Origin of the sequence: Nocardia sp. CA-128927, from assembly GCF_050955855.1 — a bacterium.
In the GTDB taxonomy this organism is placed as follows: domain Bacteria; phylum Actinomycetota; class Actinomycetes; order Mycobacteriales; family Mycobacteriaceae; genus Nocardia.
The window spans coordinates 2,992,460-3,016,818 of the sequence record NZ_CP192087.1 but is presented as its reverse complement, the minus strand read 5'-3'; the positions used below and the strand labels follow the sequence as shown (position 1 = coordinate 3,016,818).

The 24,359-nt window shown below is 67.2% G+C and carries 14 protein-coding genes; 3 read left to right on the top strand and 11 right to left on the bottom strand.

Annotated elements, in window-relative coordinates; genetic code table 11:
• Positions 1-381: 381 nt before the first annotated feature.
• The 4 genes from ACQPW1_RS14220 to ACQPW1_RS14205 are packed head-to-tail and all read right to left on the bottom strand — an operon-like array spanning position 382 to position 4,996.
• A complete protein-coding gene (locus tag ACQPW1_RS14220) occupies positions 382-1,404 on the bottom strand; it encodes an ABC transporter permease (protein ID WP_433663185.1) in 1,023 nt (340 codons plus the stop codon).
• Positions 1,401-2,369, bottom strand: coding sequence for an ABC transporter permease (locus tag ACQPW1_RS14215; protein WP_433663184.1), 969 nt, complete (start codon positions 2,367-2,369; stop codon positions 1,401-1,403). Before ACQPW1_RS14215 ends, ACQPW1_RS14220 begins: the two co-directional genes overlap by 4 nt.
• Positions 2,362-3,897: a sugar ABC transporter ATP-binding protein gene (locus ACQPW1_RS14210; RefSeq protein ID WP_433663183.1), complete on the bottom strand. Its 1,536-nt coding sequence runs from the start codon at positions 3,895-3,897 to the stop codon at positions 2,362-2,364. Before ACQPW1_RS14210 ends, ACQPW1_RS14215 begins: the two co-directional genes overlap by 8 nt.
• A 22-nt stretch (positions 3,898-3,919) precedes the next feature.
• Positions 3,920-4,996: an ABC transporter substrate-binding protein gene (locus tag ACQPW1_RS14205; RefSeq protein ID WP_433663182.1), complete on the bottom strand. Its 1,077-nt coding sequence runs from the start codon at positions 4,994-4,996 to the stop codon at positions 3,920-3,922.
• Between the two features lie 172 nt (positions 4,997-5,168).
• Here ACQPW1_RS14205 and ACQPW1_RS14200 point away from each other — a divergent pair, with 172 nt between their 5' ends.
• Positions 5,169-6,182 (top strand): LacI family DNA-binding transcriptional regulator, encoded by a 1,014-nt coding sequence (locus tag ACQPW1_RS14200; protein ID WP_433663181.1) that lies wholly within the window; start codon positions 5,169-5,171, stop codon positions 6,180-6,182.
• A 14-nt stretch (positions 6,183-6,196) separates the two neighbouring features.
• On the opposite strand, the gene ACQPW1_RS14195 is transcribed toward ACQPW1_RS14200, so the two are convergent.
• Positions 6,197-6,457 carry a response regulator transcription factor gene (locus ACQPW1_RS14195; protein ID WP_433663180.1) on the bottom strand — a complete coding sequence of 87 codons (261 nt, stop codon included), beginning with the start codon at positions 6,455-6,457 and terminating at the stop codon, positions 6,197-6,199.
• Positions 6,458-6,693: 236 nt separating this feature from the next.
• Between ACQPW1_RS14195 and ACQPW1_RS14190 the strand changes: the two genes are divergently transcribed.
• Both ACQPW1_RS14190 and ACQPW1_RS14185 read left to right on the top strand, forming a co-directional pair.
• Complete coding sequence (locus ACQPW1_RS14190; RefSeq protein ID WP_433663179.1) at positions 6,694-7,428, top strand: response regulator; 735 nt, start codon at positions 6,694-6,696, stop codon at positions 7,426-7,428.
• Positions 7,429-7,546: 118 nt separating this feature from the next.
• Positions 7,547-10,153 carry a tetratricopeptide repeat protein gene (locus tag ACQPW1_RS14185; RefSeq protein WP_433663178.1) on the top strand — a complete coding sequence of 869 codons (2,607 nt, stop codon included), beginning with the start codon at positions 7,547-7,549 and terminating at the stop codon, positions 10,151-10,153.
• Positions 10,154-10,226: 73 nt separating this feature from the next.
• Here the strand turns inward: ACQPW1_RS14185 and ACQPW1_RS14180 are convergent, their stop codons facing one another.
• The 6 genes from ACQPW1_RS14180 to ACQPW1_RS14155 form a co-directional block, all read right to left on the bottom strand.
• Positions 10,227-13,157 carry a BTAD domain-containing putative transcriptional regulator gene (locus ACQPW1_RS14180; protein WP_433663177.1) on the bottom strand — a complete coding sequence of 977 codons (2,931 nt, stop codon included), beginning with the start codon at positions 13,155-13,157 and terminating at the stop codon, positions 10,227-10,229.
• A 282-nt stretch (positions 13,158-13,439) separates the two neighbouring features.
• Complete coding sequence (locus tag ACQPW1_RS14175) at positions 13,440-14,744, bottom strand: hypothetical protein (protein ID WP_433663176.1); 1,305 nt, start codon at positions 14,742-14,744, stop codon at positions 13,440-13,442.
• An 82-nt stretch (positions 14,745-14,826) separates the two neighbouring features.
• Entirely contained in the window at positions 14,827-15,135 is a 309-nt protein-coding gene (locus tag ACQPW1_RS14170; protein WP_433663175.1) for a hypothetical protein, read from the bottom strand.
• Positions 15,136-15,167: 32 nt separating this feature from the next.
• The gene (locus ACQPW1_RS14165) at positions 15,168-15,977 is read right to left on the bottom strand and encodes an ESX secretion-associated protein EspG (RefSeq protein WP_433663174.1); all 810 of its coding nucleotides are present in this window, start codon (positions 15,975-15,977) and stop codon (positions 15,168-15,170) included.
• Positions 15,974-18,598, bottom strand: a complete 2,625-nt coding sequence (locus ACQPW1_RS14160; RefSeq protein WP_433663173.1) for a hypothetical protein — start codon at positions 18,596-18,598, stop codon at positions 15,974-15,976. The genes ACQPW1_RS14165 and ACQPW1_RS14160 overlap by 4 nt, the downstream gene beginning before the upstream one ends.
• On the bottom strand, positions 18,591-24,353 hold the full coding sequence (locus ACQPW1_RS14155; RefSeq protein ID WP_433663172.1) for a hypothetical protein: 5,763 nt from the start codon (positions 24,351-24,353) through the stop codon (positions 18,591-18,593). The genes ACQPW1_RS14160 and ACQPW1_RS14155 overlap by 8 nt, the downstream gene beginning before the upstream one ends.
• Between the last annotated feature and the right edge of the window lie 6 nt (positions 24,354-24,359).

Below are 24,359 nucleotides of genomic sequence, written 5' to 3'. Positions count from 1 at the left end.
CCGAAATGCGCAGGTCCGACATGGCGATTCCGCACGCCACCACACTCGTCGCCGCCACCGCGAGCATCGTCGCGGGGCTACGGGTAGGGGGTTATAGGGGTATCCCCACGTGCCGTCATCGACCACACCGGACCGCGCTGAACAGGCCGGTCAGCCGATTCCCAGTGCCCGCCCGATTCCGCTGATGAGCGCGTACGCCCCACCGATGACGATCAGTGGCGAGAGGATGGCAAGCCAGACAAGCGCACCTTCGGGGTTATTGACGTCCATCGCAGTCTCCTAACGTTGTCAAATCTGGTCAGGATGCTTATCGGATAAGGTTTGCTGAATGTTACTTACCTTCGAAATATGGACCGCACCATCCACGATGTCGAGGCGCTGTCATTCTCGGCGCACGTACCCGAGCAGCCGCTGCAGCACGACCACCACGAGCAGGAAGGCGCCGCTGACGACGGACTGGTAGTTGCTGTCGAGGGTGCCGATCTCGTTGATGATGTCCTGGATGACGTTGCGCAACAGGACACCGAAGACGGTGCCGATGACGGTTCCCACACCGCCGGTCAGCAGGGTGCCGCCGATCACCACCGCGGCGATCGCGTCCAGCTCGGTGCCGACGCCGATCACGGTGACCCCGGATTCCAGATAGGCCGCGGTCATGGCTCCGGCGAAGCCCGCCAGCAGTCCGCTGAGGGTGTAGACCATGATCTTGGTGCGGATCACCGGCAAGCCCATGAGTACCGCGGAACGTTCGGAACCACCGGTCGCGAACACGACCTGACCGAATGCGGTGCGCCGCAACAGCACCGCACCTGCCACGAACAGCAGCAGGGCCAGGTAGACCGGATATCCGACGCCGAACAGCGTGCCACGGCCGATCTCCAGAAAGGCCTGTCCGCGCTCGATTTTGTATGTTTTCGCGCCCTCGTCGGTGATGGCGAGCAACAGGCCTCTGACGAAGAGCAGGGTCGCCAGGGTAACGATGAACGGCGCCATGCCGGTCCGAGCCACCAGCACGCCGTTGATCATGCCGATGAGACCGCACACCGCGAGCGGCAACAGCAGCGCCGCCGCGAACCCCCACTGTGATCCATACGCGGCCAGTACCCCGCCGAGCGCGTACACCGACCCTGCCGACAGGTCGATGCCACCCGAGATGATCACGAAGGTCATGCCGAGCGCGATCACAGCGAGGAACGAACTCTGCAACGCCAGATCACGCATATTGGCAACGCTGCCGAAATGCGGCAACGTCACCCAGGCGACACCGGCTACCGCCACGAAAACCACTGCGGCGGGCTGCTTCTGAAGGAACTCGAGCAGCAGCCGCGCACTCCTGACGACCGGAGAATCACTCCCCGCGCCGGAGCGAACCCGGCGATCGGCCGGTCGGGTCGTAGTGCTCATCGGCTGTTCCGCTCCCGCGCGACATACACGGCCGCGACGATGATGACCGCCTGCACCATCTGGGCGGTCGAGGACGGCAGATCATGCTTGATCAGGGTGGCCAGCACCAATTGCATCAGCAGTGCACCGGCCACGGTACCGACCACCCTGACCTTGCCGCCGGTCAATGGTGTGCCGCCGACAACGACCGCGGTGATGGCCGAAAGTTCCATCAGCAGACCGATATCGGCCGGATCACTGGCATGCAGCCGGGCCGTGGCCAGCACCCCCGCCAACCCGGCGAACACACCGCAGATCGCGTAGACGGTGATGAGCACACGCCGCACCGGCAGCCCGGCCAGCTCACTCGCGGATCGATTGCCGCCGACCGCTACCAACTGGCGGCCGAATGTGGTTCGGCGAATCAGCAATCCGGTGCCGACCGCCAGCACCGCCGCGATCAGCACACTGATCGGAACGCCCAGTACTTCACCGGAGCCGAGGGTCAGGAAGGACGCGTTCTTGATGTCGACGAGCTGCCCGTCCGCGATCACCAGCGCCAGCCCGCGGCCACCGACCAGCAACGCCAACGTGGCAATGATGGGTTGAATCCCGATGCGCGCCACCAGAATTCCATTGAACACGCCCGCCGCCAGGCCGATCAGCAGCGCAACGAGCACCGCCGCTGCGGGCCCGTAGCCGAGATACTGCGGAATCATCGCGGCGGCCAGCGCCATCACCGCGCCGACAGACAGGTCGATGCCCTCGGTCCCAATCACCAGCGCCATGCCGAGGGCCACGATGATCACCGGCGCGGCCTGCAGCAGCTGCGTGCGTAAGTTGGTGAGCGTCAGGAAATTCGAAGTAGCCACCAGGTTGAACAAGACCAGCCCGCCGAGGGCGGCGTACACGCCGTACGCCTGCAACCAGACCGTGCTCCGGGCCCGCCACGCAGGCGGCCGCCGGGCCGCAACCTGCTCAATCATCGGCATTCCCTTCGGTTTCGGGCGCCTCGGCGAGCGCGGCAAGCACATTGCCCTCGGTCAACTGATCACCGATGAGTTCACCGACGGTCGCCCCGTCGCGAAGGATGAGCAGCCGGTCGGCGCCGTCGAGCAACTCCTCCAACTCCGCGGAGATGAGCACGACAGCCAGGCCCGTGTCGGCGAGTTCGTCGATCAGCGCCTGCACCTCGAGCTTGGCGCCGACGTCGATGCCGCGGGTCGGCTCGTCGAGCAGCAACAGCTTGGGCTGCAGGCACAACCAGCGGGCGAGCATCACCTTCTGCTGATTGCCACCCGACAGTTCGGACACCTTCTGCTCCGGACCGGCAACTTTGATCCGCAGCCGGGTGATGAAGGTATCGACGATCCGATCCTGTTGCGCGCGGCTGACCAGGCCGAACCGCGACAGCCGTGGCAACGCGGCCAGCACGATGTTCTCCCGAACCGACAGCTCCGGAATGATCCCGTCCGCCCGGCGGTCCTCGGCCAGCATGGCGATTCCGGCAGCGATCGCCGCGGGCGTACTGCCGGATCGAACGGTCTTACCGCCGATGACGACCGAACCGCGATCCAACGGCAGCGCCCCGAAGATGGCCCGCGCGGTCTCGCTGCGCCCGGACCCCAAAAGCCCTGCCAAGCCGACGATTTCACCCGCACGCGCGGACACCGAGACGCCCGCGAGCCGGTGTCGGCTCACCAGATCCTCGGCGCGCAGCACCTGCTCGGCGGTGGCATGCTGATCGTCGCTGAAGTTGGTCGCACCGTGCGCCTTGATCTCGCCGATATCGCGGCCGAGCATCATGGCGATCAACGGCAGCCGCCCGAGCTCGGCCAGCGGCCCGGTATGCACCAGCTTGCCGTCACGTAACACGGTGACCCGGTTGCAGATTCGGTAGAGCTCGTCGAGCCGGTGACTGACATAGACAACGGCGATCTCACGTTCGTGCAGCCGCTCGATCACCTCGAACAGCGTTTCCACCTCGCGAGGTTCCAGTGCGGAGGTCGGCTCGTCCATGATGACCACCCGCGCGTCGATCGACACCGCGCGGGCCAGCGCGACCATCTGCTGTGCGCCGACACCGAGGCTGCGCAACGGCTTACGCACATCATCGACGATGCCGTATCCGGCGAGCAGTTCGGCCGCCATCCGGAACATCCGCCGTTGATCTATGAGCCCCAACCGATTTCGCGGTTCGCGACCGAGAAAGACGTTGTGCGCGATGCTCATCATCGGGATGAGATCGACCTCTTGGTAGATCGTGGAGATGCCTGCGCGCTGCGCGTGCAGCGGTGTCGGGAACACGGCCGGTTCACCGCGATAACGCAGCTCTCCGCCATCGAGCTGGTAGACGCCGGTCAACGCCTTGATGAGGGTCGATTTGCCCGCACCGTTCTCACCCACCAGCGCATGCACCTCGCCGGGGCGCAAGGTGAACGACACGCCATCGAGCGCACGGGTACCACCGAACTCCTTGCGCGCCTCGACGACTTCGAGGACCGGTTCGATCATCGGAACCTGCCTGCCGGAGCGATCAATACGAGTTGGCCGCCTTCGCGGCGGCGTTGGTTTCGTCGTACTCGTCATCGGAGATGATCACGGTCGCCGGAATGGCGGCGCCGTCCTGGAACTGCTGCAGCGTCTGGAAAGCCAGCGGCCCGAAGCGCGGATTCGACTCGATGACCGCGTTGTACGCGCCGTCGACGATCAGCTGAACCGCATTGTGCGTGCCATCCACCGAGACGATCTTGATGTCGGTTCCGGGCTTCTTGCCCGCGCCCTTGATGGCGTTGACGGCCCCGATGCCCATCTCGTCGTTCTCGGCATAGACGGCGGTGATCTCCGGATGGCTCTGCAGCAGCTGCTCCGTCACCGACAATCCCTTGGACCGGTCGAAGTCACCGGTCTGCTCCGCGACGATGGTCAGCCCCGGCGCACCGGCCAGCTTGTCCTTGAAACCCTTGGTGCGGTCGGTGGTCACGTTGTTGCCGGACGAGCCGAGCAGGATCGCGACCTTGCCCTGGCCGCCGGTGACCCGGATCATCTGATCGGCCGCCCGCTTGCCCTGCTCGACGAAGTCGGACCCGATGAAGGTCAGGTAGTCCGTGCACGGTTGGGAGGTGACCTTGCGGTCCACGGTGATGACCGGCACGTGTTTGGCCTTGGCGGCGTCCAGCGCCGGTTGCAGCCCATCGGAATTCAGCGGGGCCACGATCAGCGCCTGCGCGTCCTGGTCGAGCAGCGACTTGATGTCGCTGATCTGCTTGTTGAGATCGCTCTGGGCGTTGGTGACGAGCAGGTTGCCCGAGGGGATGCCGAGTGCACCGGCCTGAGCCTTGATCGACGCGGTTTCGGTGATCCGGAACGGGTTGGCCTCCTTCTCCGATTGGGAGAAGCCGATTTTCGCCGTTTTCAGGTCGATCTTCGGATAGCCGGTCTGGGCGAGGGTGCAGGTCGACTGTCCGCTCGGCTGGGCCGCCGCCGCGGACGCCGCGGGACCGGCCCCGGTCGGTGCGGTTGTATCCGTCTCGGATTTCGCACATCCGGACAGGGTGAGGCCGACCGCGGTGGCGATCGCGACGACAACAGCGTGGGTCTTGTTGACTGGCATGGGTTTACTCCTTCAGGGCGCCCCGATCGAGGGCGGGAGCGCGACCCGATCCCCGCTGCCGTGCGAGGCGTTAGATGAGTTTTACAACGTTGGAACAACGTTGTAAGTAGTTTGGAGAAATCCGTTGAAGTTGGTTTCCACGGACTGGCCGATCGCGAGGAGGAGCAGCGCAGTGGCCGCCACGCTCAAAGACGTTGCGACACTTGCCGGCGTCTCCATCAAGACCGTGTCGAACGTGGTCAACGGGTACGACTTCGTCAAACCGGTGAACCGGCGCAAGGTGCTGGAGGCCCTGGAGGCGACCGGCTACCGGCCGCACCGCGGTGCCCGCAATCTCCGGCGCGGGCGGACCGGTTTCATCGCCCTGGTGCTGCCGGAACTGAACATCCCGTACTTCGCCGAGCTGACCGGTCTGATCATCACCGCCGCCCAGCAGCACGAGTGGGGTGTCTTGATCGAACAGACCCAGGGCACCAGGGGCCAGGAACGCGCCGCGCTCGCGTCGATGGGCCCCTACCTGATCGATGGGGCGATCGTGAGCCCGCAGGCGCTCGAGGCCGCCGACTTCGCCGAGCTGTCCCCCGCGGTACCACTGGTCCTGCTCGGCGAGCACGCCGTCGACGTGCCCTTCGACCATGTGGCGATCGATAACGTGCGCGCCGCCCGCACCGCGGTGGGTCACCTCGCGCGGATCGGACGTCGGCGCATCGCCGCGATCGGCCACAACCCACACCGCGGCACCGCCGCCCTGCGCCTCACCGGCTATCGGGAAGCGTTGGCCGAGGCCGGAATTCCCGAGCGCGGCGAGTTGATCGTGACGGCCCTGGAGTACCACCGGCGCGACGGCGCCGAGGCCATGGCTCACCTACTGGATCTACCGGAACCACCCGACGCGGTGTTCTGCTTCAACGACCTGCTCGCCCTCGGCGCGATGCGCAAAGCCGCCGAACGGGGCCTGCGGATTCCCGAAGACGTCGCGGTCGTCGGGTTCGACAACACCGAGGAGAGCGCGTTCAGCATCCCGTCGCTGACGACCATCGCCCCCGACAAGGCTGCCATCGCTCGAACAGCGATCGAGCTACTCCGCCGCCGTGGCGCCGAAACCTTTGCGGTACAAGACATCCAGATCCCGTTCACACTCGAGATCCGGGAGAGCACCAACGACCTGACCGTGCGCTCGGTGTGATCGGCCCCGCCGAATCACCATTGGTTCACATCGATGATGCCGTCCTGCACGGCGAGGGCGAACAGGGCCGCCTTGGTGGTGGCGATGCGGCCGGTGGCCGCGTACTTGGCGCGAATGCGGGCGATGTGGGTATTGACCGTCGCGACCGAGAGGTGGAGATCTTGTGCGGCTTCGGCTTTCGAATCGCGACGCAACCAGTTGAGCAGCACCTGTAGTTCGCGCGGGCTCAACGCCGGGCGATCGTGCATCGGTGAGTAGGCGCGCGATACGACCATCGGTGCTCCTTCTGCGAACCGTGCGCCGAAAGCCTCGTGAGTGCGACGAACGGTGATCTGTCGGGCTCGATGTCGTCTGAACGACGGCACCGATGCCGTCCATGATGCTCGGGATTTGCCCGTGACACAGCGGGGCATCTCGCATACCTACCGCAACATCGAGCGCGAAATCGACACTCGCGCCGACATACCGGCAACATCTTGCTCGATTCCCGGCCGAGGGCGATGATCGCCCCATGGACTACCGCATCCTGGTGGCATCCCCGCTGGGCAGAGTTGTCGAACCGGCCTTCGCAAAGGTGTTCCCACAGGCCACCATTGCCGTCGCGGTCGACGAGGAGGCGGTCCGGCGACACATCATGGACAACGTCCGCTTCGATGTCGTCCTCACCGATCTGGTGTGGAACCGACCCGAACTCGCGCTCGAGCTCGGCTTCGACGGCCTCGATGTGCTCCGCACGATGCACGACGCCGACCGCGTCGCGCCGGTGATCCTGGCCGCGCAGGGCCACAGCATGGAGCGCGAGCATCTGGAGGAGGCGCAACGTCTGCCGGAAGTGGCGGCCGTCTACCAGAAGTCGACCGGGATCGAACCCCTGATCACCGCCGTCCGAACCGTAGCGCACGGCCAGCGCCAAGCCATGGCGGCCGCTACGACCGGTCCGCGGCCGCTGTGCGAGCTGTTCGAAGGGCGGCGCGGCACCACGGCGGCCAGGCTCGCGGGGGCGATCGCCTCGGGCCGCGCTATCGATCTCGCGTCCCTCGCCGACGTCGCAGGCGTCGGCATCAATACCGCGAACAAGGTGACCAATCACTATCTCGGACCGATCATTCGCGAACGAGCGGAACATGATCCGCTGCTGCCGATCACCCTGCCCGTGGTCGCCCGCTGGTGCGGGCTGCACATGCGATACATCGTCAGCTGGTGCCGTCGCCACGACAACGCCGACGTCGTGCACCCCTACGGCTAGGCCCGCCGTTCATCTGTTCAGCGGATAGTGCACGCCCCGGCCCGACCGTATCGTTTTCATATTCGCGGAGAGCAAGAACACCGACCTCTTCGGCAATACGAATGACGGGGGGCCGAGGATGACGGAAGCATCGTGGCCGAGTGCCCTTCTCCTGCACGGCCGCAACCTCCTGGAGGACGGACACGCGGCGGCGGCGATCGTCGCACTCGGCGATGCGCTGGCCGAATGCGCAGGCCCCGAAGCCATCGAGCACAGCGCCGAGTGCCTGTATTGGATCGGGTCCGCGTACGGGGCGATGGACGAGATCCAGGAAGCCACCGATGCGTACTGCCGCGCCGCGGATCTGCTCGCGGACCAGTTCCTGACGGAACTGTCCGTCCGATGCGCCGAAATGGCCGGGCGCGGATTCGATCTGCTGGAACGTCCCGACCTGGCGGTGCCGTACCTGCGCCGGGCCGGGGCCGGACTCTGGATACACGGGGACGACCAGGAACGGACCGAATGCGACGAGATCCTCGGGCACGCGCTCGCCGCGACGGAACAGCACGCGGAAGCCATGATCGTGCTGCGCCGCGCGGCGGATCATTATCTCGACCTCGGCCGGATCGTCGATGCCGCCCTGTGCCGGGAATCGTGTGGCGAAGCTGCGATGGGACTCGATGACGCGCAGCGCGTCCGCGACGAACACCGCGCTGCCCGCGAGCTTTACGAGCGCGCGGGTGAGTCCGACCGGCTCGCCATCTGCTCGTACACCATCGGGTCGGCGAGCATGGCACTGGGCGATACCGAGACCGCGGAACGGGAATTCCTACGTGCGAAGGCTGAAGCAACAGTCGAGCAGAACATTGCCGGGGTCGCCGACTGCGACTACGAACTCGCCGATCTGTACCTCGCGAACGGCCGCACGGAGGACGCTCTCGCCGCACTGAGCGCGGCTGCGGTGGGATACGCGGCGGACGACGAACACTTGAAGTCCGCCCGCGCCTACAACCGGGTCGGTCAAATTCACGGGGCCGCCGGTCGACTCGCCGCGGCGATCCCCGCGCTGGCGGCCGCGTGTACGGAATCGCTGGCGGCGAATGAGCCCGAACTCGCCGCAGGCTGCGAAGTTCCGCTCGGGATAGGCCTGCAGAACTGCAGCCGCTATCCGGAGGCGATCGCCGCCTTTCAGCGGGCCCGGGACTACTACGCACGCGCCGACAACACCCTCGACGCGGCCGAATGCGACATGCATCTGGCCACCGTCCGAATGTCGCAGGGCGACCTCGGCACGGCCGAATCACTGTTGCGGGATGCGACCACGGCGTTCGAGCAGCATCGAGACGACCCCCGATACGCGCACTGCCTGCGCTATTCGGCTGCCGTGCAAGGGTTCCGCGGGGACGTCACCCGGGCCAGGGCCATGCTCGTCGAAGCGCGGCGGTATGCCGCCGCGGCCGGGGACATGGACCAGGTACGGGGATGTGAGTTCGAGGAAGCCCGGCTGATCATTCAAAGCGGTGGCAACTTGCCCGACGCCATCACACTGCTCGACTCGGCAGGTCGAGGCGCTGAGCAGGCGAAGGAATGGGCGATCGCCGCGCAGTGCCAGGAATTCAGTGGCGTCGCCCAGTTCATGCAGAATCGCTACGCGGAGGCCGAGCACAGCCTGGAAAAGGCCCGCGACGCCTACACGCTGCTCGGTCTCAGCACCGAGATCGGAACGGCCGACCTGCATCTCGGCCTCGTGTACAGCGAGACCGGACGATTCGTGCAGGCCGAGGAAGCGATACGGCGCGGCCGCACGAGGCTTGTCGAGCTGGGCGCCGACCATTACCTTGCCCACACCGAAAACCTCATCGGCACAATGCATCTGAAGGCTGGACGGTACCCGCTGGCAGCGGAGGCGTTCCGGTCCGCCGAAGCGGCGCTGTCGCGATCCGGGCTGCCGTTCCAGTCCGCGGTCACCCGGCTGAACCATGGTTCGGCCGTCATGCTGCAGGGCGAGTTCGCAGCGGGCATCGCGCTCATGGAATCCGCGATCGAGGTATTCGAAACCGATGCGGCCTATTCCGTGTATCAAGCCATGGCGCTGCTCAATATCGGTTGTACCGAGCGGAATCTCGACCGCGGTGACGCGGGCCTGGCGCATATCGCGTCGGCGCGGAAGATCTATGCCGACTTGGGCAGCGTGGTGTCGGTCGCGAAATGCGATCTGATGACGGCGGCCTGCGCCGCCGCGGACGGGCGGCCCGGCCAGCTGCGCGCCGCACTCGATCTCGGTCTCCCGGCCGCCGTCTTCATCGACGCCCAGCGCTTCGGGTTCGCCGCCGCCCAGTCTCGGATCTCCTGGGAAGCACTGCACCGGGTGCTCCAGTCGACGATATTCGATTGGGCCCACCGGCTCGGCGACGCGGCCTTGCTCGCCGATCTCGTAGAGACCGCCATCAACTCCGGAACTCATGTGGCCGAGCACTATTCGGCCATCGATCAGAGCGATCTGCAGGCCATGATGACCGCGCTCGCTGTCGCGGGTGCCGATTCCGCGGACACCGTGGCCCCCGACCCCGCCGCTGAACGCATGAGCGGAGCGGCGGCGGCACTGATATCCGGTGCGATTCTGCCCATGCATCCCTCACCCCGCCTCCGCATGCCCGACGGCCATGTGGCACTCGCGCCCTACCTCGAGGCTGCCGACAGGTTGTACACACCGATCGAGCGGCCGGGCGAGGTATCGGTGTGGTGAGTCCGAGGTGACAACGTCGTCGATTCGCTCATGACGCGACGCTAAACCTTGCCCCCGGGGTGAAGGTCAAGGCTCATTTGCGTTGGGCGAGGGCGAATGCGGCCGGTGCGGGGGTGACGACCGGGGGCCACGAGGGAGGGAGGTCGGGGACGGCGAGACCGATGCGTTGGCTCAGTTGCGCGGCTTTGCGCAGGACCGGCTCGGCCTCGTCGGTGCGGCCGAGTGCGGTCAGGGCGTTGCTGTAGACCCACATCGCCCGCAGACGTCGCACGAGCGCCGAGACCTCGGTGAGCGCCCGCACGGCTTCCGCGGCGATCGGCACCGCAGCCTCGGCGTCGCCGCTGTAGAGGGCCACCTCGGCCAATCGGGCCAGCGCCCAACCTTCCTGATGGCGGCGACCGTCGCGGCGGGCCACCTCGAGCGCCCGCTCGCACAGCTTGCGGGCACTCACCGGATCGCCGCAGTGCAGCGTCGCGAATCCCAACTCGTGCAAGGCCATCGACTCGAGCCGGAGGCTGCCGACCACGCGCGCGATGAACAGGGCCTGTTCGGCGGCTTCGACGGCCTCCGGCCAGCGCCGGGCGTCACAGTAGGCGCGGGCGAGCGTCGCCCACCCCATCCCCTCGCTCCATTGGTTGCCGTGCAGACGTCCCAGCTCGATGGCGCGCCGGAAGTGTTCCAGGGCAAGATCGGCATCGCCCTGGTAAGCCATGGCCGTGCCGAGCATCTGCTCGGCGATGATGGCGGCGGGCCGATCGCCCAGATCCCGCAGCATCGCACCGGCATGGCGGAGGGTGCGCGCGGCGCTGAGATCCGCCATGCCGACCAGTCGGGCGACGGAGGCGGCCAGTAGTGCCCGGGCCATGGTCCGGCGATCGCCGTCGTCCTCGGCGGCCCGGCTCAGTGCCTCGAGCACCGGCGCCACCTGGGACAGGTGCTCCCCCGCGTCGCCGCCCACCGCGAGCGACAGCGCGAGATCGACTGCGGACGTACGGGTTCCGGCATCGGGCAGCTCGGCGACCTGCCGATAGAGCGCGACCAGCCCGAATCGCTCGGTCATCGCCCATGCGGCACACTGCCGTTCGTCGGCGAACCGCTGCCCGGTCACGTCGGTCGCGGCGTAGTACTCGGTGCCGACACCCGGATCACGCAGTTCCACAATGTTTTTCGCGCTGGCGAGATAGAAATCGATCAGTCGGCGCAGGGCCAGCGGCCACTCTTGCTGCTGCGCCGAATCCGCCACTCCGCGACCGAACAGCCGCAACAGGTCGTGATAGCGGTAGCGACCCCGTTCCGGCGTCTGCAGCATGTTCAGGTCGACGAGGGTTTCGCAGAGCCGCTCGGCCTCGGCTTGATCCCGGTCGATCAGGGCGGCGATGGCCGCGACGGACAGATCGGGTGCGTCGGAGAACGCGACGAGCACGAAAGCCCGCGCGAGCTCGGGGGCGAGTTGCCGGTAGCTGTCCCGGAACACGAGTTCCACACTGGTGTTGCCGACCGCGAGCTCGGCCAGCCTGCCGCGCTCGTCGGCCAGTCGCTCGGCCACCGTGGCGAGCCGCCAGGTGGGCCTGCTCGCCAGCCGCGCCCCGACGATGCGCAGCGAGACGGGCAGATGCCCGCACGCGCGCAGGATTTCGTGTGCCGCGTCGGGTTCGTCCGACAGCCGCTGCGCGGACACCATGCGCTCCAGCAATTTCCACGCCGCGCCCGAATCGAGGACATCCAGCGAAACCAGCCGCGCACCGAACAGTTCCGCCAGGCTCGATCGGCTGGTGACCAGCACCGCCGCCGTGCCCGTGCCGGGCAGCAACGGGGTGAGGTGGTCGACGTCGAGCGCGTTGTCGAGCACCAGCAGAATGCGCTTACCGGCTATGGTGCTGCGCCACAGGGCTGTTCGCTCCTCCAGGTCCGCCGGTAGCTCGCCGCGCTCGACACCGAACGCACGCAGAGCGACCGCGAGGAGCATGTCGGCCGATCGCGGATGCTCGTCCATGCCACCGAGGTCGAGATACAACAATCCATCCGGATAGCGGCTCCGCACACGATGCGCGAGATGCACCGCGAGCGTGGTCTTTCCGACGCCGCCGAGCCCGGTGATCGCGATCACCGGGCGCCGCTCGGAGTCCGCGTCCAACACCTCGATCAGCTCGTGCGCGAGGTCTTCCCGTCCGACGAAATCGCCGATGTCGGGGGGCAGCTGCACCGGAACGCGTGGCGGCTCGGAATCCTTTGCGGCCTGCGGCAGTTCGTTCGCGATGCCGGCGACCGGCTGCTCTGCCGACAGGATCCGCTGATGCAGTCGAACCAGCTCCGGACCGGGATCCAGGCCGAGTTCGTCGGCGAGCAACCGGCGCGCGTTCCGGTACACCTCGAGCGCCTCGACCCGCCGCCCGCTGCGGTGCAGCGCGACCATCAGCAGTTCGTGCCACCGCTCGGAGTGCGGTTCGGCGGCGACGAGCGCCTCCAGCTCCGCGACGGCGGCCGAATGCCGACCGAGGTCCAACGCGACGGCCACCGAGACTTCGTAGAGGGCCAAGCGCAACCGGCCCAGGCGTACCCGCTCGCTGTCGGCCCACGGTCCCGGCAGACCGATCAGCGGATCGCCGCGCCACAGCTGCTGCGCCGCGGCCAGCTTGGCGTCCGCCTCCTCGACCGAACCCGAACCGCGATCGGCTTCCGCGGCCGCGATCAGTCCCTCGACCGCGACGACATCGAACTCGACCGGCAGGCCGAGCCGATACCCGCCCCGCGTCGAACCGAGCCACTCGTTCCCGGCACCCGGATGGCCGTGCGTATCGAACTGCCGACGCAGCGCGAGGACGTGATTGCGCAACACACTCGGCGCCGATTTCGGCGGGCGGTCGGCCCACAGGCGAGCGGCCAGCTGCGTCGTCGACAGGGTGCGCCCCGGCTCGGCCGCGAGCATGGCCAGCACGGCCAGCAGCTGCGGCGCGGCGATGTCCAGGCGTTGGTCCCCCAGCCATACCTCGACCGGCCCCAACATACGTAGTCGAAGTGCCTCAGGCCCCACCCCGTCAACGCCCGAGCACTGCTGCGGTGCCAAACAAATCCCTCACCTTCGAATTCCGCTGAGCAACAGGGATTTTGATCGTCACCCAGCAGACACCATGCCGTTGCGGCACACTCTATCAAATGTGACGCAGGTCACTTGTCCAACCTCGGTGTCGGGCAATAGACCAGCCGTGTGATCAACCGTAGGGGCGAGGGCCTCGGCGATCAATGCACGCGATTGCGGTCTGCCGCAAGAACACGCTCGGGTCCGGGCTCAGACCGAGAAATCCGCGCGGTCCTGGGTCATCGCCACGGAAACCTTGGTCACCAGGCCCGCCAGCGACAGCTGGTACAGCGCGCCGTCAATATCGTCGTTCGGGTCGGTGAACAGGGTGGCCAAGGTATCGCGGGCGACCACGCCCGCCTCCGCGGCGGCCACCAGCGTCGCCGCGGCGGCGCGCAACTCGGCGCTCGGATCCTCGCTGAGCACGCCACACACCACATCCATCACGGTCTCGGCGGTCCAGATGCCCGGCACGGCCGCGCTGAGCTGCTCCGCGGACGGTGAATCTCCGCGATACCAGCTGCCGTCCTCCCACCAGTAGCAGAACGACAGCAGCCCGCGCGCCGCACGGGGATTGAGCACCTGGTTGGCCACCCAGTCCGGCGCGCCCGCATACAGATCCGGCAGTTCCGCACCCTCGTTGTAGGCCGCGTCCAGTTCCGGGGCGTTCCACACCCCACCCGAGAGCATCGCCCGGCCGCCGGGCAGCACATACAGCGTGGAACCGCTGCGCCCCGAACCCTCGAAGACGCCGAGCGCGGGCTGGATACGCGGCCCCCACTCCGAGCCGACGGCCACGAAGGCCGCCGCGATCGTCGCCCAGCGGGCCCACAGCACGGGCAGCACCGGGAAGTCGTGCACCGATCGCACCGCGACAACGCCCGCCTCCTGATCGGCCCTGGTCCGCGCGGCGGCCTGCTGGGGTGAGCGCCACTGCCAGTTGTCGTGACCGAGGTAGGCGGCCAGCCACATCGGCAGCCGTTGGCGCGGAAAGGTTTCGAGGTCGGCCCGATACGCCTCGGGCACCAGCAGGTGCTCGTCGGGAAACGGCTCGTCGCCGTAGTCGTAGTCGAGCTCCAGCCGACCGCCGACGTCGAACTGGATCGACAGCCGCCACCAGGGTCCGTCGCCGAGTGGCGCCGAGACCTCGCGCTGCCACCGGACCAGTTCCAGGATCTCGTCCGACGGCTCGATGCGGGCCGCCCGGTCCGCCTCGTCGTAGTAGATGACGGTCTGCACACCGCCCGCGACGGTGAGCACGAAAACCGCCGCCAACCGCTGCCAGCCCTCCGGACCGGCCACCGCCAACTCCTGGGCGACCCGCGTAGCCAGCTCGATGGCCTGGCTCTCGACCGTCGGCTCGGTCGCGGCCGGATCCGTTTCCGGGACAGTCGCATCCGGCACCGCGACAGCGACCGGCGGGGCGGCAGCCGACGGCTCGCTGCCACCTATCCGGAAGGCCACGTCCGGCGCAGCATCGGCCGCCACCCCGGCGTTCTGGTGTGGATCGGTCATCTAGTCAGGTCCTCCTCGTCGCTGCTGCGACTGCCCTTCCAATGCAACGGTTTTCGGAAATCACGGACAGGCCCGGCCGCGATCACGGATCCGTGGAATCCATGTCGTCGATCTTGTTCGAGGCGCCGTACATGCCGGAGCTGAACTTGCCTGCCGATTCGGACATGTTGTCGCCGCCGGTCAGCAGGCCCTCCGAGGACTTCGTGTAGCCCTTGTCACCGTTGGCGAACTTGTCGCCGTAGTCGTCGTGGCCCCACGGATACCCTTTGCCCTGCAAGGTGTTTCGCAACGTGTTCATGATGTCGTGCGTCTTGTTGCCGACCGCCTCCATCTTGGCCGCCGCGCCCCGCAATCGCGTGGTGTCCACCTGGACCCTGCGTTCTCCCGACATGTCGTCGCCTCTTCTTCTCGTGCTTCGAACGTTCAGTACCGGTCGTCGGGACGCCCCGCCTCCCAATGTGTTTCGAGGCGTTGCATCAGATTGTCGATGTCGCGCTGGATCCGCTCGGTCAGCTGCCGACGACTGGTGGCGACCGCGACCGGCGCGTCGTCGATCGACATCACGTACCGCCCGTCGTCGACCACGTCGCGCCACATCATCTTCGTCTCGTGGATGCCGCGCGGACCGTACTTGGACCGGCCCTGCACCACGATGATCGATCCGGTGCAATCGGCACGCCGCTGGAAGAACTGCTGGGTCTGATAGACCGGCGAATCCTCCCGGTCGTCTCGGACATAGCTGGTGCCCCAGGTCGGCGTGGCATGCTCGGCCGGGTCGGTCACGACCGGAACGTCCGGCAGCCGACCGGCCTCCACCGGCGGGAGCAAGTTGACCACCGCACCCGCCAGCGCGCGCGGATCACACTCCGTGACGGTGAACGCCGGGGTGTCGTAGGTGATCAGGCCGGGCGCCTGCTCGAAGAGGTAGCCGAGCGCGCCCGCCCGCGCGGCGTGCAGATGGTACTGCTTGGCCATATTGCTCTCCGCCTGCTCGTCCCAACTGCGCACTCGGACAAACAGTTCGGGGGCGGTCAGCACTTCGACCGCGCCGTCGAACGAGCCGCCCAGCCGATGCCGCAGTTCCTCCCAGGCGGCCCGCTTGCGCCGTTCCAGCTCGTCGGCCATGACCACCTCGTCGGTGACGAACAGGAACGGCGTCGGTAGCGAACCTCCGCGATACTGCTCGCACAGCACGATGAACTCCAGCGCGGTGAACTTCCACTGCTGCGTCACGGCTCGATCACCGGCTTCGACCGCTCGATGTCCGGCCCGAGGGCACTATCCAGATTGCCCGTCGAGTCGAGGTACTTGGGCCGCTTGTACTCTCCGCTGCCCTGCGCACCGGGACCGGGGCCAGGACCGGGACCCATCGGCCCCGGCGAGCCGGCCGGGTTAGTCTGCACCTGCTGGCCGTCGGAAACGCTCTGGATTGCGGCCCGCGGGAACAACTTCGACGACTCGACCGGGCCACCGGACAGGGTGGTGAGCTGCGAGTGTGGCGGGCCGCCGGGGCCACCAGGTCCGCCGGGCCCGCCAGAGGGGATGCCTGCACCGTGCTTGAGCGCCGTCGCGAGATCGTTCGGCAGCCCGCTGCTACTCGCCATCTCCATGTGCTGGAGTTCGCCGACACCGGGGATGCCGAGCAGTCCGTTGTTCGCCAGACCGGCGAGCGTTTCGGTGCCGGTTTTGACCACGTCGCCGATAGTCGTGGTGAGCCCGTTCAATCCGTCGGTCAACAGCTTGAGCAGATCCCCGCCGCCGGGGGTTTGGGCGATGCTGCGGCCCAGATCGCGCATGGTGTCCGGACTCAGGTTCCGCAGTACTTCCGGATCGAGGTTCTTCAGCGTTTCGGGGCTGATGTTCTTCAGCACGTCCGGGCTGAGGTTCTTCAGCGTTTCCGGGCTGAGGTGCTTCAACTGTTCCGGGCTGAGGCCGCCGAGGATGTCGGACCCCATCTTCTTCAGTTCCTCCGGGCTCAATCCCTTCAGCAGATCGGAACCCAGCTTCTGCAAAGCCTCCGGACTCATATTCTTCAGCAGGTCCGGGCTCAGACCACCGAGCAGATCCGACCCGATCTTCTTCAGCGCCTCCGGATTCAGATCCTTCAGCGGGTTCTCGCCGTGCAGCAGCTTGCTGAGCAGATCCTCGGGCGATCCCGGAGGTGCGCCGACGCCAGGCTTGCCCTGCCCCGGGTTGAGCGGTGGGTTGATCTTGGGAGTCGGTGAGGTGGCACCGGGCCCGCCGACCGGGATATTGCCCGAGCCGCCGCTGGAGCCGCCGCCGGGTCCGCCGGTGGAGACGCCGCCGCCGGGCTTCGGTGCGTTCCGCGACCCATCTCCCTGACCGTAATTGGCGAGGTCGGGTATGGGGATGTTCGGGCCGGGGGAACCCTGGCCACCACCGCTGCCGCTCGAACCGGGGCCGCCTTTCGAACCGGAGCCACTGCCCGACCCGGGGCCACCGCTCTGTCCGCCGCTGCTGCCGCCATTCTTGCTGTCGCCGAGGCCCTTTTTCTGGCCGTCGTCGAAGCCGCCCTTGTAGTTGGGGCTGTTCTTGTCTACGCCGCCGCTGTTTCCACTGCCGCCACCGCTGCCACTGCCGGGTCCGCCGCCGTAGCCTTGCCCGTTGCCGCTGCCGTCACCCTTACCGTCGCCTTTTCCATCGCCCTTACCGCCGCCGTCTTCCAGACCCTTTTTGTAGCCATCCTCATAGCCGGCCTTGTATTCAGGACTGTTCTTGTCGATGTTGTTGCCGTTGCCGCCGCCCTTGCCGTCGCCTTTTCCGTCACCTTTGCCGTCGCCCTTGCCATCACCTTTGCCATCACCCTTGTCCCCGGGCGGCGGCGGTGCGGCGACGGTGCCGGTCACGGCGATCAGCGGCATCGCGGCGACCGCACCCTCGATACCGGGCAGGTAGGTGTCCTTGTACCGGCCGCGGTAATCACCGAGCCGATCTCGCTTCACACAGTCCGATGCGTAGGTGTTGTCCCAGGTCTCGCCGGGCGTCTTGTTGTAGGTGTAGTTCAGCCACTTCGAGCAGTACAGGAGATCGTTGCCGAGGTTGGTCAGGCTGTTGGCGAAGGTGAGCGAGCTTTCGGTGAATCGCTGGATCGCCTTGGTGGCCTGGTCCGCGCCTTCACCGCTCCACATTTCGGCCGTCACCCGTTTCAGGGCGCCGTTCAGATCGGTGAGATCTCCGCTGAGTTGTCCGCTCATCCAGTTGTATCGGGTACCGGCCTCATAGGTCCGCCAATCGTGCCCGATCAACGAGACACCGAAGGTGTGGAATCGGTCCCACCCCCACCCGCTGCCGTCCTCGACGCTGATCGGCTGGCCGGGGTCCACGCCGGTGGGCGGTTTCGGCTTGTCCGGGTTGCTGTTGGTATTCGACAGATGCGGTTCATTCGGCGGGTCGTTCTTCGGCTTGATGGACTCAACCTTCTGCAGGTCGCCCACCTTGTCGAGTTCTTCGGTCGACTTCCCGTCGGCCCGAAGATAGTTCCCGCCCGCGCTGAGGAACGTGTCGCCCATGTCCTCCATGATTATCTTCATGGTGTCCATCGCGGTGAGGACGTCCTGGCCCTTTTGATTGAAACGGTGCGTGAGCTGGATACCGCCCGTCTCGTCGGACCAGTTGTCCATGCTGGCCATTTTGTTGTTATTGATGAAGTCCTGATACCACTTCAGTTTTCCGATCATGTCGTGACACAGCTGTGCGCACTGGACCACGACCTTGGGATCGAACTTCAGGGGATTGAACTTCAGGTTATGGTGATCCGCCTTGGAGCGCAGATCCTTCCAGTCGTTGGCCGAGGTCTTGGTCGTATCGTCGATCTTCTTTGGCTCGTCAGCCATCTGCGCTACTCCTCGTAGTCGATCGCGCCGTGCTATCCGGTTCTGGCTCCTGGTTCGAAACTCCCAAAGCAAAAGGGACATCGACGGAATCGTCGGGTCCGGCTCGTTCGGGTGCCTCGGACGGCGAAGGCATCAACATCGGTTTCGGTGTCTTTCGTGGCTTGTCGTTCTTCTTGCGATCTCGGCGTGGTGGCTTCTTCTTCGCTCCAGCAGCGGACTGCGCTGCGGGGGGAGGCGTGGTGCCGGGCGGCGGTGGGGTGCCAGGTGGCGGCGTGCCACCGGACGCGGACGGCCCGCCCGACTGCTGGCCGTCCTGCGCCGGCATCCCGGGTGGCCGTCCCGGTGTGGACGGATGCTGGGTCCCGGCGGCGTTCGGCTGCGAGTTTCCGTGCTGCTCCGGGATTTTCGAGGGTCCGGGCCTGTCGTCCTGGCTCCCCGGCCCGCCGGGGCGGTCACCGGCACCTTGGCTGCCCGGATGCGCCGCGGAACCCGAGCGTTCTCCGGAGCCTGGGTCGCCCGAACGCTCGCCGGAACCCGGCGCATCCGAACGGTTCTCGGCGCCGGGAGCGTCCGGCCGATCGGTGGAACCCGAGCCACTCGAGTGGCCCCCGGAGCCCTGTCCACCCGGGCTGTTCGCAGAATTCTGGCCACTCGAACGGTTTTCCGAACCCTGACCACCCGGGCGGTCCTCGGAACCCTGCCCACCTGGGCGATTCTCAGAACCCTGCTCACCTGGGCGATTCTCGGACCCGTGACCGCCAGGGCGATTCTCGGAACCCGGACCACCCGAATGGCTCTCAGACACTGGACCACCAGAGCGGTGCTCAGGACGCGAAGCATCCGGGATGCCTCGGGTGTCGCGTGCGCCCGAGTTGTTCTCGGCACCAGGCAGTTTGGCATTGCCCTCCTGGTCCTCCGACCCCGGCCTGCTGTGCGAGCCGTTCGCGGCGCCGGGGTTGTTTGCTGAGCCGAGATCGGCCCCCGAGCCTCCCGAACCGCTGGCTGCTTGCTCGCCCAGCTGATTCAGCATCCCGCGCAGCCCGGACAGGTCCGGCGGCGGCACATTCCGCGACGAGCCTTCGCCGGATTCGGAAAGGCGGGTGAAGTCCGGCGACTGCGCACCTTCGCTCGACGGCAGGGACGCCCCGCCGTCATCCGGTGGCGGAATCATCCCGTCCGCGGCATGCAGGTTTTGCAGCATGTTCGCCAACTCGGCCGGGTCCGGTTGCGGCGGCTGATCCGAGGGCTGGTCGCTTTCGGCCGAGTCGCTACTGCTCCCACCGGCGCCGTCCGCACCGCGGTTGTCATCACCGCCGTGATCGGAACTGCCGCGCCCCGCATCGGAGTCGCCCGTGCTGCCGGAGTCGCCGTATTCGTTGCCGCCCACGTCATCCGGTCCGCCGTCACCGTGACCCGAGTCATTGCCCTGTCCGGAACCAGCACCGCCGCCCGAATCACGGTCGCCGCCATCAGAACCAGCACCGTCACCGAAGTCGTCGTACTCGTAGTAGTCGTGGTCCTCCCCGCCCGGACCCCAGTACCCCGGATCGTCGATATACAGATCGGAATCCGGTGGCTCCCAATCGTTCTCGTCGCCGCTGCCGCCGGACCCCGGCGGAATCCAGTCCTCGGACTTCGGCGCCTGCGGCGCGTGGTACGCGCCCGGCAGCGGACCGATCTCCGGCACACGACGCGGCCGCGTCTTGGTGGTCTCGTCGCTGCCCTCGACCCACGGATTCTTGCGCAGCGGTGGCGGTGGCGGCGCGTCGGTCCCGTCGGGATGGGAGACGTGGACCTTGCCGCCGTCGTCGACCTTCCAGGTCGTGCCGTCCGGCCTACTGCCCCAGGAGGTTCCGTCCGGTGCGGTGACCCGCACGGCCCCATCCGGCCGGACCTCGCGCACGGTCCCGTCCGGGTCGGTGACGAAAGTCCTGCCGTCCGGGCGGGTTCCGCGGGCCACGCCGTCCGGATCGGTGAACTTCGCACCGTGCGAACCGATTTCGGAGGTCGAATGGTCCGGGTGGGTGACCCGGAAGCCGCCGGAGGTCCGCTCCACCTCCGCGCCGTTGGACAGGACGATCGGCTCGGTCGTGGTCCGGACTTCGGCCTCGCCGTTCGGTGCGGTGATGCGCACGGATCCCCGCGAGCCCGTCTCGTAGGTGGTGCCGTCGGGATCGAATACCTTGCTGCCCTTGGGCGTCGACTCCAGGCCGGTCCGGTCGGGCCGATCCATCTGGATGATGCCGTGCTTGCGCGGGCCGTCTTGCGGGAAGCCGCCGAGCCGATCGCGCACGCCGAAGTCCAGCGTGCCCTTCAGGTCACTGTGTACGACGGTCCCGTCGGGATGTTGCGTTCGCCCGCCGCCTTGGCTGTCCGCGGAGTTGAACACCACGTGCTTGCTGCCGTCCGGGTTCTCGACCGTAACGGCGCCGTTCTGCTCGGCGGTCTGCTTCGTCCCGTCGATACCGGTGGTGATGATGGGCTTGTTCGGCCCGGACTCCACCACGGTGCCGTCCGGCTTGGAGACGGTCTTGTCACCGGTAGGTGAGGTGAATTCCGTTGCGCCGTTGGGCTTGACCGTCGTGGTCCAGTCGTCCGGGGACTTGGTCTGCACGGAGCCGTCGGGCAGCACCGCGTGCGAGACGCGATCCGGCCGGTTGAAGCTCGGCGAACGCACACCGGTGTCCTTGCCCGCCCCCGCCGCACCCTCGGGACGCGGTGCCGCGCCGGTGCCGTCGGGGGCGACGAACACGATCGAATGGTCGGGGTCGATCCGGATGGCCTGCGGATCATCGGGGCGGCTGACCACCATGGTCCCGTCGGTGCCGATCACATGTCTGGTGCCGTCCGGAGAGGTGACGACGAAGGAGCCGTCGGCCTTGCGTTCCCAGCCCGCGCGGTCGTTCGGCACGACGTGGGTGGTGCCGTCGGGCCTGGTGACCGTGGTGGGCCCATCCGGCGGAGTGTGGATGGTGGTGCCGTCCTGTTCCCGCTGCGTCCGATCGCCGGACGCCGAACGGAAGTCCGTCGCGCCGTTGCGCTGAATGGTCGTCGTCGACCCGTCCGGGGACCTGGTCTGCACCGAGCCGTCGGGCAGCACCGTGTGCCGGGTGCCGTCGGGCCTGCCGAAACCGAACTCCCGATCCGGCCCGCTCGCCCCGCCGGTTCGCGGACCAGGTTGGGCCGCAGGGTGATTGGCGGAGTTCGGCACGAATTCGGTGGATCCGTCGGGGCGGATGCGGACCGCCGTCGGATCGCCGGGACGCCCGATGGTGATGTTCCCGGCGGGGTCCACCAGATGCCGGGTGCCGTCGGGCGAGGTGACCAGGACTTCGCCCCGATCGTTGCGGATCCAGTTCGGATTCCCCGGGCGGTGTTCCTCGTAGGTCCAGCCGCCGCGGCCGGTCTGCACCGCTCCCTGCGGCCCGCTCGGGTCGTGCTGTCCCGGCGGCGTGGCCGCCCGTGGCGGTGGCTGGTGTCCCTCGGGCGGCGGCAGCAGCCGCTGCTCGGGTCGCGGCGGCGGAGCACCCGTGTCGTGTTCGCCCCGTGCATTCGACGACGAGGAAACGTTGTTCGACTCCGGCACCGACGGACGGGGCGCCGGCGGTGTCCCACCGGAATTCGACGCGGCGATCCGCTGCGGCGGCTGCTGCCCCGTATTGGTCGAATTGGGCTCCGGCACCGACGAACGCGGCCGACCCGAGGGGTTCGAGTTCGACTCGTTCACCGGCGGGCGTTGCTGCGACGATGTTCCGTCGCCCGCGCCGGAATTCGACACCGACGGACGTTGCTGCGGCTGCGGCCCGGCCGGCGACTCCGAGCCGGGCGCACGCTGCTGCGGCGGCGCACCAGCCGGGCTCGACTCCGAACCCGGTCCACGCTGCTGCGGCGGCGCACCAGCCGGATTCGTCTCCGAACCGGGCACGCGCTGCTGCGGCGGCGCTCCGGCTGGGCTCGACTCCGAACCGGACGGCCGTGGCGACTGTCCTGCGGTGATGGTCGATTCGGGCGTGGTCGAGCGCACCGAAGGCTGCGCATCGCCGGCGGACGGTTGCGGTGCAGGCGAGCGTTGGTACTGCGCCGAACCATCGTTCCCGGAGGTCGTACGCGTGTCCCTGCCCCCGCCGTCGGCGCGTTCGGTCGAACTGCCGGCATTAGATGAGCTGCCGTTGCCAGCGTTCGACGAATTGCCATTTCCGGCAGTCGAATTCGTCGACGTCGGGGGTCGCTGCTGGGTGCTGCCCGGCTGGTTCGATGCGGACTGCTGCCCATTCTGCCCACCACCGGTGGACTGGTTGTTCGTTGTCGACCCACCCTGATTCGACGTCGAGCCGTTCACATCGCGCGAATTCCCGCTCCCCCCTGCGGTATTCAGCGGCGGCGAGTTTCCGTCACGGCCTCCCCGGCCGCCCGGCGACGAACTGTTCTGCCCGTTCGTCGCGTTGTACTCGGACTTGTTCCCACCAGCGCTTTCCCCGCCGCCCGACCCGTTACGCGAGCTGCCACCGTTCGTCGAATCACCATGGTTGTTCGACTCGTTGGTCCGGGCCGGAAAGGTCGAAGGAGATGTATTGTGCTCGCTCCCACGCGATCCCGTGCCGGACTCGTCGAAGGTGATCGCCCGGTTGCTGCCCGGGGATCCGCTCGTTCCGAAGTTCCCCGGCCGGTTCGTGGCGTGCTCACCGTCGAAACCGTTGTGCGTGCCGTTGGATCCGTTACGCCCCGGATCGAAGGAGAACCCGCCCTTCCCCGTGAAGTTCGCCGACCCGTCCTTGTGCGACCCCCACGGAACCTCGAAGCTGTTGCGGTTGTTGAATCCGTGAATCCCGACGTAACCCTTGACGCCACCCGCGATCCCGCCACGCGCCGCACCACCGACCCAGCTGGCCGGGCTACCGAAGGTCCCCTCCCAATCACCGGTGACCATGACCGCGCCGAGACCGCCGACGGCCGCCCCGACCGGGCTGGAGGCGATGCCGATGAACGCGCCGTTCCCGGTCCGGACCCACGGGTTGGCGAGCTTGTTGCCGATCAGTTTTCCGGTGAATCTGCCGATCCCGTCGGCCGCGATCCGGCCGAACGGCGAACCGAGGCCGGAGGACAGCAGCGAGACGCCGAACTCTTTCCCGTCGAAATGCTTCCGATGCCCGGCGGCCATCTGCCCGAGCTGCACGCTCGCGTCCAGCACACCGGATATGAACATCGCCTCGAGGATCTTCAGCAGGTAACTCTTGCTGAGATTGGCGAACCGTGTTCCGAATACCGAAAGCACCTTCGCCAAGATCCGTTCCTGGAGCTGCAATTCCAGCCTGCGCAGGATGGATTGCGTCGCCGCGGTCTCTGCTGCCTCGACGGCAGGCGCGGTCGGCGGAAACATCCAGGCCCAGGCGATTTCGATGGCCAGCGCGATCAGCGAGACGATCGTCATCAGTTTCGCGGCTTCGATCTGTGTGCCGTAATCGAAGGTGGCGTCGGAGATCTGCTCCATGAAGTTCGCCAGCGATTCCATCGATTGGTCGCCGGTGAGCAGCTGATCGAACAGCGCGCCCATCTTCTCGCCGCCGAGCCCCTCGGGGTAAGCGGACATCGTCATGCGTTTGACGTCCTCGATATCCGGCGTCAGTTTGTGCAGCGCAGAGCCGGCGGTCTTGTAGGCGTCCGAGACATCCCAGACTTCGGTCTCGTCACCGTCGGGCCACGCACCGCCCGCGATCCACCCGAGCCAGCGCAGCTCCGGCGGAAGATACAGTCCCATCTCGGT

Bases quoted from the DNA above. Each gene is read 5' to 3' on its own strand.
- ACQPW1_RS14210 (WP_433663183.1), bottom strand. From the start codon at position 3,897: ATGATCGAACCGGTCCTCGAAGTCGTCGAGGCGCGCAAGGAGTTCGGT.
- ACQPW1_RS14215 (WP_433663184.1), bottom strand. From the start codon at position 2,369: ATGATTGAGCAGGTTGCGGCCCGGCGGCCGCCTGCGTGGCGGGCCCGG.
- ACQPW1_RS14155 (WP_433663172.1), bottom strand. From the start codon at position 24,353: ATGGGACTGTATCTTCCGCCGGAGCTGCGCTGGCTCGGGTGGATCGCG.
- ACQPW1_RS14160 (WP_433663173.1), bottom strand. From the start codon at position 18,598: ATGGCTGACGAGCCAAAGAAGATCGACGATACGACCAAGACCTCGGCC.
- ACQPW1_RS14220 (WP_433663185.1), bottom strand. From the start codon at position 1,404: ATGAGCACTACGACCCGACCGGCCGATCGCCGGGTTCGCTCCGGCGCG.
- ACQPW1_RS14190 (WP_433663179.1), top strand. From the start codon at position 6,694: ATGGACTACCGCATCCTGGTGGCATCCCCGCTGGGCAGAGTTGTCGAA.
- ACQPW1_RS14195 (WP_433663180.1), bottom strand. From the start codon at position 6,457: ATGGTCGTATCGCGCGCCTACTCACCGATGCACGATCGCCCGGCGTTG.
- ACQPW1_RS14175 (WP_433663176.1), bottom strand. From the start codon at position 14,744: ATGACCGATCCACACCAGAACGCCGGGGTGGCGGCCGATGCTGCGCCG.
- ACQPW1_RS14185 (WP_433663178.1), top strand. From the start codon at position 7,547: ATGACGGAAGCATCGTGGCCGAGTGCCCTTCTCCTGCACGGCCGCAAC.
- ACQPW1_RS14205 (WP_433663182.1), bottom strand. From the start codon at position 4,996: ATGCCAGTCAACAAGACCCACGCTGTTGTCGTCGCGATCGCCACCGCG.
- ACQPW1_RS14180 (WP_433663177.1), bottom strand. From the start codon at position 13,157: ATGTTGGGGCCGGTCGAGGTATGGCTGGGGGACCAACGCCTGGACATC.
- ACQPW1_RS14170 (WP_433663175.1), bottom strand. From the start codon at position 15,135: ATGTCGGGAGAACGCAGGGTCCAGGTGGACACCACGCGATTGCGGGGC.